This window comes from Brevibacterium picturae (assembly GCF_030453725.1).
Classification (GTDB): Bacteria; Actinomycetota; Actinomycetes; order Actinomycetales; family Brevibacteriaceae; genus Brevibacterium; species Brevibacterium sandarakinum_A.
This window is the reverse complement of record NZ_JAKDJU010000119.1, coordinates 1-9,286: the sequence shown is the minus strand read 5'-3', so window position 1 is coordinate 9,286 and position 9,286 is coordinate 1. Positions and strand designations below refer to the sequence as shown.

The following is a 9,286-nucleotide window of genomic DNA, read 5'->3' as shown; positions in this document are numbered from 1 at the left end:
GTTGAGACCGGCGCTGCGATCAGCGGTTGTCGATGTCCGTGTAGTCGCGGGAGTATGCACCCGTGTAGATCTGGCGCGGGCGGCCGATCTTGGTCTCCGGGTCGTTGATCATCTCGCGCCACTGAGCGATCCAGCCCGGCAGTCGACCGACGGCGAAGAGGACCGTGAACATGTTCGTCGGGAACCCGAGCGCCTTGTAGATCAGGCCGGTGTAGAAGTCCACGTTCGGATAGAGCTTGCGTTCGACGAAGTAGTCGTCGGCCAGAGCGATCTCTTCGAGCTTCTGGGCCACATCGAGCAGCGGGTCCCCGCCGGAACGGGCCAGGACCTCGTCGGCGGTCTTCTTGATGATCTTCGCGCGAGGATCGTAGTTCTTGTACACGCGGTGACCGAAGCCCATGAGACGAACGCCGTCTTCCTTGTTCTTCACCCGCTCCATGAACTTCTCAGGACCATCGTCGGACGCCGAGATCTCCTGCAGCATCTCAAGCACAGCGGAGTTCGCCCCGCCGTGCAGCGGCCCGGCCAGAGCGTTGACGCCGGCCGAGATCGACTGGAACAGGTTCGCCTGCGACGACCCGACGAGACGAACCGTCGAGGTCGAGCAGTTCTGCTCGTGGTCGGCGTGGAGGATGAAGAGCTGGTCCATGGCCTTGACGGCCAAGGGGTCGGGCTCGTACTCCTCGGCCGGGACGCCGAAGTTCACCCGCAGGAAGTTCTCCACCAGGCTCAGCGAGTTGTCCGGGTGGATGACGGGCAGTCCCATGTTCTTCCGGTGGGCCAGAGCAGCGATCGTCGGCATCTTCGCGAGCAGACGGAATGTCGAGGTGTCGACCTGACCTTCGTCAAAGACATCGAGGTCATCTTGGTAGAAAGTCGACAAAGCCGCGACCGCAGCTGCCACCATGGGCATCGGATGCGCATCGTAGGGGAAGGCCCGGAAGAAGCGCCGCAGGTCTTCGTGAACGATGGTGTGTCCGCGCAGTCGACCGTCGAATGCGTCGAACTGCTCCTGAGTCGGAAGTTCACCATGGATGAGGAGGTAACTGACTTCGACGAAGTTGGAATGCTCGGCCAGCTGCTCAATGGGATAGCCGCGATACTGCAGGACACCTGCGTCACCGTCGATGTAGGTGATGGCCGACGAGCTTGAGGCCGTGTTGGCGAACCCTGGGTCGTAGGTCACGGCCCCGGTGTCATTCAACAGGGAGCCGATGCGATATCCGTTGTTGCCCGCGGACGAAGCCACCTCGGGCAGCGTCAGCTTCGTGTCCCCGACCTGCAGACTCGCATCCGATGGCATATGTTCTCCTCAGCCTTGTCCCACCTCAAGGATTTCCTGAGGTATCTTGCACAATTCCCTCAAAGACTACCGACAACAACAAGAATCAGAAAATCACAGCTGCGCTGCAGAACGGCTCAGCCAACCGCCTTGTGCAACCGCTGCGCTGCCGCCCCGATACGCTCGTCGGATGCTGTCAGAGCGATGCGCACATGGTCGGTGGCGGCCTCACCATAGAATTCGCCGGGACCGGCGATGATGCCGATTTCCGCCAGTTCCGACAGCGATTCCCAGCAGTTGACGTCGGCGCTCGACCACAGGTAGAGCCCCGCGTTCGAATGGTCGATGCGGAATCCGTAGGCTTCGAGCCCGCTGCGCAGCAGTTCCCGACGTGCCCGGTACCGCTCCTTCTGCTCGAAAACGTGAGCAGTGTCTCGCAGGCCGGCGATCATCGCGGCCTGGACTGGGAACGGCACGATCATTCCGGCATGTTTGCGCGATCTCGTGAGATCTGAGATGAGCTCCCGGTCGCCGGCGACGAACGCCGCACGGTACCCGGCGAGGTTCGACTGCTTCGACATCGAATACACGCTGAGCACGCCGTGGTGGTCCTCACCTGTGGCGTTGAGGATGCTCGGAGCAGGAGACTCGGATTCCCAGTTGAGCAGGCCATAGCATTCGTCGGAGGCGAGCACGACTCCGGCGTTGCGGGCACGACGGACAACCTCGGCGAGGGTCTCGGTGTCGAGGACCTCACCGGTGGGGTTGCCCGGCGTGTTGATCCACAGCAGACCGATCCCCTCCAGCGAGGCTCCTGCGGCGACATCGGCCGCATCGATGCGGCGGCAGTCGACGCCGGCGATGGTCGCGCCCATTTCGTAGGTCGGGTAGGCCGCCGACGGGCAGGCCACGGCGAGACCGGCCCGGCCCAGACCCAGCAGGGTGGGCAGCCACGCGACCATTTCCTTCGAGCCGATGGTGGGCAGCACCTCGGCGACGGGATCGAGCGTGACGCCGTGCCAGTTCTGATACCACCAGGCGATGGACTCCCGCAGCTCATCGGTGCCTGCCGTCGTCGGGTAGCCGTGGGCGTCTCCGGCGGCTGCCAATGCGGCCTGGATCACCGGCGGAGTGGGGTCGACCGGCGTCCCGATGGACAGATCGCAGGCACCGTCAGGGTGCCCGGCGGCACGGTTGCGAAACTCGGTGAGTCGGTCCCATGGGTAGTCGGGGAGGTTGAGGCCGAAGCGGTCAGACATGGCTCAGTCGTGCTGCTGCAGGGGCAGGGCCTTGATGATCGGGTGGTCCAGCCCGGTATTGCCCAGCTTCGCCGCGCCGCCGGGTGAGCCGATCTCGTCGAAGAACTCGACGTTGGCCTTGTAGTACTCTTCCCACTCCTCTGGAGTGTCATCTTCGTAGAAGATCGCCTCCACCGGGCAGACGGGTTCGCAGGCACCGCAGTCGACGCATTCGTCCGGGTGGATGTAGAGGCTGCGCTCACCCTCATAGATGCAGTCGACCGGGCATTCGTCGATGCAGGCCTTGTCCTTCAGATCGACGCAGGGCTCGGCAATGATGTACGTCACGAGTACGACTCCTCTTAAGACTCAACGAGATTGCACGTATGTATCCTAAGACTACGCCCTCTGACCTCGCTGGTCCCATCCGGTCACCGGTTTCACATAGGTGTCCTCCGTCACGCCTGCAGCAGCTGCGATGAGCCCTGGATTAGGGTGGAGGCGAAAGCACCAGACACGTTTCGGCGGAAGGCGACAAGTGGACGATCTGCAGCCCGGCAAAAGAGTGGTCGTGCGGTATTCGCTCGAACCCGGTGATACCCATTCGACCTCGGATGCTCTCGGCGTCGTCAACAGCGCAGACGATTCATTCGTCGAGATCGCCACGAAGCGCGGGCCGATCCGCATTGCCCGCGCCCAGGTCATGCTCGTCCACGAAGTTCCGCCGGCACCCACGAAGTCGGGTCGCACCCACGAGATCGTCTCCGCCGTCGACCTGCGCAGGATCTCGGCCGCGGCGTGGCTGCCCACCGACATCTCCTGGCTGCACGTGGAGAATCTGCGCAATGAGAGTGCCGATGATGCCGGTGCCAATGACATCGGGCTGCTGCAGAAGGGCTGGCTGCTGCGCAGTTCCGAATCGGTGACCAGGCGCGCCAACAGCTGCCTTCCGGTCACGGACACCGGTATGGACTGGGAGCAGAGCCTCGATGCTGTCGAGGCCTGGTACTCAGCACGCCAGAAGCCAAGCTGCATCCAGATCTATTCGAGCGAGGATTCCAACTCGCTTGCCCCGGCCTGCGAAGGTCTGGCACCACTGCTCTCGGCTCGTGGCTACGTTCCCTCCGAGCCGGTTTTTCTGCTGGCAGGGGCCACCGCCGAGGCGGCAGCTGGGGCCGCGCATCCCGGTGACGCGGCCGCACCTGGGCTGTCGATCGACGTCAGCGAGGAACCGAGTCGCCTGCACTATGAGGCGTGGGCCAGTGAGCGCGACCCGGGTTCGGAGGAGGCCTTCCGTGGGCTCATCGAGGCCTCCGATCCCTGTCAGTTCATCACGGCCTATGCCGAACATCCGGACGGGACCCGGTCCATGGTGGCCAGCTGCCGGATCGTCGAACGCAGCAAATGGGGCGTGCTGACCAATCTCGTCACCCATCCGGATCTGCGCCGGCGCGGTGCCGGCCGGTCCGTCGTCCGGGCCGCAGCCGCGCTCCTGTCTCAGCGCGGAGTCCGCTCCTACCTCGTCGACATCGATGCCGGCAATGAGGCCTCGTTGAACCTCTTCACATCACTCGGTGCCACGGTTCGACACCGGTCCTGGTACGCGACCCGAGGCTGAATCCGGCGCGAAAGCGTCAGTCCTCGCATTCGACCTTGTTGACGGGGCGATAGACGGTGACGAATGAGTCCTTCGAGGTCTTGCCCGAGGCGATGTCCTCCATCGTCCGGGTGATCTTGATCGACCACCCCTGTTTGGGCGACTGCGGCGTGCATTCGGGCCCCGATTCCGTCACGGAGCCGGGTGAACTGTAGTTGTACCGGTCGGAGGAGTCCGACTCGACCTTGAGCTTCTTGTCGCCGAACACCTTCGCATGCACCTCACCGTCGGAGACGGACATGTCGAGGACGACCGGTGACTTCGATGTGTTCGTGAACTTCATGTCGATGGACGACCAGTCGAGCGTGGCTTCCCGACCCTCCGGATAGCGGGAGATGTAGCGCGAATGGGCTTGGTGTTCGTCGAGCTCGAATCCGGCGAAGAAGGCGGCGTTGAACAGGGTCGTCGACACTTGGGACACTCCCCCGCCGTAGTCCTCGGCCATCTGCCCGTTGGAGATGACTCCGGCGGGCTTGTACCCGCTGGCCGCTGTCCGCTGTCCCAGGGTTTCATTGAGGGAGAACTGTTCCCCCGGCTGAACGACGGTGCCGGAGACCTTCTTCGAGGCGACCTTGAGGTTGGTGTCCCGGGCCGGCTCCGAGGAATAGCCGGTGGAGAATTCGGACATCACATCGGAGACGTCTGCCTGTTTCGCGTCCTCGGTCGTGAAGTCCGGCTTCACCGAGGCCAGTGTGACCGTGGGTGTGTCGGTGTCGCCCTTGATGGCGTCGGTGACGGCCGTGGTCAGCTCGTCCTTCTCGATGCCGATACCCGTCTCGGACTCCACCACCTCGGGCTTGCCGTCCTTGATGGTGAAGCTCGCGTCCTCGGCGGGCTTTCCGACGTCTGTGTTCGCGGCCAGAACTCGCTTCTGCAGGTCCTCCTCATCGAAGGCGGGGACGAGTTTCGAGTCCTTCGGTTCGAATGTGAGGGTCTTGGCGATGATCGCCGGACTGATCGTCAGCTCGCCGCCGTCGACATCCGCATTCGCGTCCTTCGCGGGTTCGGCCTTCACGCTCAGATCCTTGCTCACCGCGTCCGCGGCGAATCCGTCGACGACCTCCTTCGCCTCGGCGGTGGTGATGTCCGGTTCGACCACGGTGGCCTTGACCGGGAGTGCGCCCTCGCTGCGCAGCCACGAGTCTTCGATGGCGGTGCGCACCTGCTCGGCGGACACATTCTGCCCTTGTGCGCCGTCCTTGAGCTTCGGCGTGGACTTCGCATAGCTGACCTCGGCGTCGACGGGGTCGACCTTGAGCGACTCCGTGACCTTGCCGGTCGCGTCCTCGAAGCTTGTGTCGTCGATGCTGATGACCGGGTCGATCTCGTCATCGCCGAAGAGACGATTCCACAGCACCGTCGGGTCGAGAGTGAAGCCGGTGGCCTGGCCGATGGTCTCAGGGATGTCGAAGCTGACCCCGGCCTCCTGAGGATCGAGTGACGCGGTCGGCTTTCCTGCCTTGAGCTCGATCTCCTCACCTGCCGGTGAACCCAATTCCTCGCGCAGAGTCGCCTCCGCGTCGGTGGTGGACTTGCCGCCGATGTCGACGCCGGCGACCGTCGTTCCAGGGGCGAGCACTCGACCGGTGAGGAATCCGATCACCAGGTAGATGGCGGCCAGAACGAGGACGATGAACACGGCGATCAGCCACGGTCTCCGCTTCGAAGTCTCCGTGGAGCCGGTCGGTCGTCCGCCGGGATTCGGTGAGGGTTGGGACAGGGTCTGCGTCGGCATAGTTCTCCCGATTCTAACGGGCTGCTTCAGGCCGCCGCACCTTGATGAACGCGAGGATCGCGGCGATGAGCATCGGACCGATCAGCCAGGCGGCTGAACGAAGGGTTCCGGTCACGATGATGTCCGAGCCAGGCAGCCACGTCGGCTGGCCGAGGACGTAGGAGATGATGACGATGACGAATGCGGCGACGAGCATCGGCGCGGAGCTCAGATACATGGTCTTGAGGTGCCAGAGACCGCAGGTCACCAGGAGCAGCGCCAGCCCCACCCCCCAGGGCAGGATGACAGCGGCTCCCCACAGGTCGAACACGCTCACGTTCATATGCTGCATCGCACCGAGGAACCCGATGAGCACGGCCAGCACCACGGCGTGGGCATAGGCGAAGACGCCGGGTTTCTTCGGTTCACGGCGACGCCTGCGCAGCGGTGCTGTGCCGGCGACACTCGGATCCTGGGATTCGCAGGCGTCGATGTCGAGGTCGGTGAGCACATGCGGAGCCGGACCCGAGCTCAGTCTCTGCTCGGAGATGGGTGCTCCGGCGCCGATGGAGTAGTACTCGTGGTCGACGATCTTCATGCCGATGCCGTTCGACAGGGCGAAGAAGCCGCCGGAGACACTCACCTGAGTGCGGTGGGCCGACAATGCCGCGCGTTTCGCACCCATGACCGAGGAGATGTCCTGAGCGACGACGACCTCGCTCACGGGCGGTTTGGTGGGGATCGTCTGGGCCGGGGAGAAACCGGTTTCGGCGAATCCGGGCTGCTGCGCATCGAACGTTTCGTAGGCCACCTCGGCGGGGACATCGACGAACAGCAGACGTCCGGTTCTCCAGGCGGCAGTGTCGACGGCTGCGACGGTGGCCTCGTGGACTCGCACATGGTCGGGGTGGCCGTAACCGCCATTCGCAGCGTAGGTGATGACCGCGTGCGGCCGGACTTCGTCGATGACGGCGGCGATGTAGCCGGCAACCGTCGACGGTTCGGCCGCGCAGAGAGCATTGGCCGGCATGGAGGCCGCAGCGACAGCGTGGCCGTCGGCGCCCCATTCCATCCCGGAGTCTTCGAAGCTGTGCGCACTTCCGCCCAGGAACAGGTGCTCGCGCACGCCCAGGGCAGCCATCGCCTCGGCGATCTCGGCTTCACGCACACGGGCGAGCCCCGCCCGATCTCCCTCCAGACCTCTCAGGTCGGCAGGAATGACCTCGCCGGCCTCACCACGAGTGGCACTCAGGACCGTGACCTGTGCCCCCTCGCCGACGAGTGCGGCGATCGTGCCTCCGGTCGTGATCGTCTCATCGTCGGGATGAGCGTGCACGAAGAGGATGCGGGGTATGACGGTCATGGGGTCCTGAGTGCTCATGCGGTGGTGGTCGAACTCACGCGTTCTGTCGACGCAGTTTCGCGTAGGTCTTTGCACGTTCCTTCGGGTCGAGTTCCACCTTCCGGATGCGCACTGCGCCCGGAGTGACCTCGACGCATTCGTCCTCGCGGGCGAATTCGAGGCTTTCCTCAAGGGTCAGCTTGCGTGGCGGAGTCAGGTTTTCGAAGGAGTCGGCGGAGGCCGAACGCATGTTCGTCAGCTTCTTCTCCTTCGTGATGTTGACGTCCATGTCGTCGGCGCGGGAGTTCTCGCCCACGATCTGGCCCGTGTAGACCTCGGAGGTGGGCTGGACGAAGAAGCTGCCTCGTTCCTGCAGGTTGATCATCGCGTACGGTGTCACGGTTCCCGGACGGTCGGCGACGAGGGATCCGCTGATGCGCAGTTCGATGCTGCCTGCCCATGGACCGTATCCGGCGGAGAAGGAGTTCGCGATGCCGGTGCCGCGAGTCTCGGTGAGGAACCGCGTGCGGAAGCCGATGAGTCCACGTGCCGGGACGGTGAAGTCCATCCGGACCCAGCCGGTGCCGTGATTCGTCATGGTCGACATGACGCCCTTGCGGCTGGCCATCAGCTGGGTGACGGCGCCGAGGTAGTCCTCAGGAACATCGATCGTGAGCTCTTCGAAGGGTTCGTGGACCTTGCCGTCGACCTCCTTGGTCACAACCTGGGGCTTGCCGACGGTGAGCTCGAAGCCCTCGCGACGCATCTGCTCGACGAGGATGGCCAGCGCGAGCTCGCCACGTCCCTGAACCTCCCAAGCGTCGGGGCGTTCGGTCGGCAGAACCTTGAGCGAGACGTTGCCGACGAGCTCGGAATCGAGGCGGTCCTTGACCTGGCGGGCAGTGACCTTGGTGCCCTTCTCGCGGCCGGCCAGGGGCGAGGTGTTGATGCCGACGGTCATCGAGATCGCGGGATCGTCGATGGTGATCGCGGGCATGGGCTTCGGGTTGTTCATGTCGGTGAGGGTGTCACCGATCATGATGTCGGGGATGCCGGCCACAGCGACGATGTCGCCGGCCGACGCCTCGGTGGCCGGAACCCTGTCGAGTCCCTGGGTTTCGAGGAGTTCGGTGATCTTGACCGAACTGATGTCGTCACCACGAGCCCATGCGACCTGCTGGCCCTTGCGCAGGGTGCCGCCGAAGATGCGCAGCAGGGCGAGACGGCCGAGGAACGGCGAAGCGTCGAGGTTGGTCACATGCGCCTGGAGGATGTCGTCATCGTTGATCTCCGGGGCCGGAATGGTCTCGAGGATCGTCTTGAACAGCGGCTCGAGGTCCGGGTTCGACGGTGCTTCACCATCGGCGGGCTGTTCGAGCGAGGCCGCCCCAACCTTCGCCGCAGCGAAGACCGTGGGCACATCGAGGACAGAGTCCACGTCGAGATCGGGGACCTCCTCCGCGAGGTCGGAGGCCAGGCCGAGGAGCAGGTCCTGGGCCTCTTCGACGACTCCGTCGATGCGGGCATCGGCACGGTCGGTCTTGTTGATCAGGAGGATGACCGGCAGCTTCGCAGCCAGCGCCTTGCGCAGGACGAAGCGGGTCTGGGGCAGAGGGCCCTCCGAGGCATCGACGAGGAGGACGACGCCGTCGACCATAGACAGGCCGCGCTCGACCTCACCGCCGAAGTCGGCGTGACCCGGCGTGTCGATGACGTTGATGACGATGTGATCGTCACCGGCGGATGGTCCGTTGTAGAGGACTGAGGTGTTCTTCGCGAGAATGGTGATGCCCTTCTCGCGTTCGAGGTCTCCGGAATCCATGACGCGTTCAGCAAAATCACCGTGTTCGCTGAACACACCTGTCTGGCGGAGCATGGCGTCGACCAGAGTGGTCTTGCCATGGTCGACGTGGGCGACGATTGCGACGTTGCGACGGTTTTCCCGACGCGTGATGGCTTCAGTCATCAAAAACCTTATGAACTAGAGAGATTGGTCCGGTGCGGACCCAACAGACCATTATACGGCCACCCGGTTGCCGGAAATGACAGGTGG

Annotated in this window: 7 protein-coding genes; 1 reads left to right on the top strand and 6 read right to left on the bottom strand. The window is 64.1% G+C overall.

From position 1 onward, the window contains the following. Window positions 1-19: 19 nt before the first annotated feature. The 3 genes from L0G76_RS11475 to fdxA form a co-directional block, all read right to left on the bottom strand. Window positions 20-1,303: a citrate synthase gene (locus L0G76_RS11475; RefSeq protein ID WP_092101874.1), complete on the bottom strand. Its 1,284-nt coding sequence runs from the start codon at window positions 1,301-1,303 to the stop codon at window positions 20-22. 116 nt (window positions 1,304-1,419) lie between these two features. After that, window positions 1,420-2,541: a succinyldiaminopimelate transaminase gene (dapC, locus tag L0G76_RS11470; protein WP_304357350.1), complete on the bottom strand. Its 1,122-nt coding sequence runs from the start codon at window positions 2,539-2,541 to the stop codon at window positions 1,420-1,422. Between the two features lie 3 nt (window positions 2,542-2,544). Continuing rightward, window positions 2,545-2,868, bottom strand: a complete 324-nt coding sequence (fdxA, locus tag L0G76_RS11465; protein ID WP_092101879.1) for a ferredoxin — start codon at window positions 2,866-2,868, stop codon at window positions 2,545-2,547. 190 nt (window positions 2,869-3,058) lie between these two features. Here fdxA and L0G76_RS11460 point away from each other — a divergent pair, with 190 nt between their 5' ends. Next, a complete protein-coding gene (locus L0G76_RS11460; RefSeq protein WP_304357349.1) occupies window positions 3,059-4,138 on the top strand; it encodes a GNAT family N-acetyltransferase in 1,080 nt (359 codons plus the stop codon). Window positions 4,139-4,154: 16 nt separating this feature from the next. On the opposite strand, the gene L0G76_RS11455 is transcribed toward L0G76_RS11460, so the two are convergent. Genes L0G76_RS11455 through typA form a run of 3 tightly spaced genes read right to left on the bottom strand, consistent with a single transcriptional unit; the run spans window position 4,155 to window position 9,199 of the window. Continuing rightward, the gene (locus tag L0G76_RS11455) at window positions 4,155-5,912 is read right to left on the bottom strand and encodes a VanW family protein (RefSeq protein WP_304357348.1); all 1,758 of its coding nucleotides are present in this window, start codon (window positions 5,910-5,912) and stop codon (window positions 4,155-4,157) included. Between the two features lie 13 nt (window positions 5,913-5,925). Beyond that, on the bottom strand, window positions 5,926-7,254 hold the full coding sequence (locus L0G76_RS11450; protein WP_304357347.1) for a PIG-L family deacetylase: 1,329 nt from the start codon (window positions 7,252-7,254) through the stop codon (window positions 5,926-5,928). A 34-nt stretch (window positions 7,255-7,288) separates the two neighbouring features. Then, window positions 7,289-9,199 carry a translational GTPase TypA gene (gene typA / locus L0G76_RS11445; protein WP_304357346.1) on the bottom strand — a complete coding sequence of 637 codons (1,911 nt, stop codon included), beginning with the start codon at window positions 9,197-9,199 and terminating at the stop codon, window positions 7,289-7,291. Window positions 9,200-9,286 lie beyond the last annotated feature (87 nt).

Excerpts from the sequence above, each read along its gene's own strand:
- L0G76_RS11455 (WP_304357348.1), bottom strand. The coding sequence starts at position 5,912 with ATGCCGACGCAGACCCTGTCCCAACCCTCACCGAATCCCGGCGGACGA.
- L0G76_RS11450 (WP_304357347.1), bottom strand. The coding sequence starts at position 7,254 with ATGACCGTCATACCCCGCATCCTCTTCGTGCACGCTCATCCCGACGAT.
- dapC (WP_304357350.1), bottom strand. The coding sequence starts at position 2,541 with ATGTCTGACCGCTTCGGCCTCAACCTCCCCGACTACCCATGGGACCGA.
- L0G76_RS11475 (WP_092101874.1), bottom strand. The coding sequence starts at position 1,303 with ATGCCATCGGATGCGAGTCTGCAGGTCGGGGACACGAAGCTGACGCTG.
- typA (WP_304357346.1), bottom strand. The coding sequence starts at position 9,199 with ATGACTGAAGCCATCACGCGTCGGGAAAACCGTCGCAACGTCGCAATC.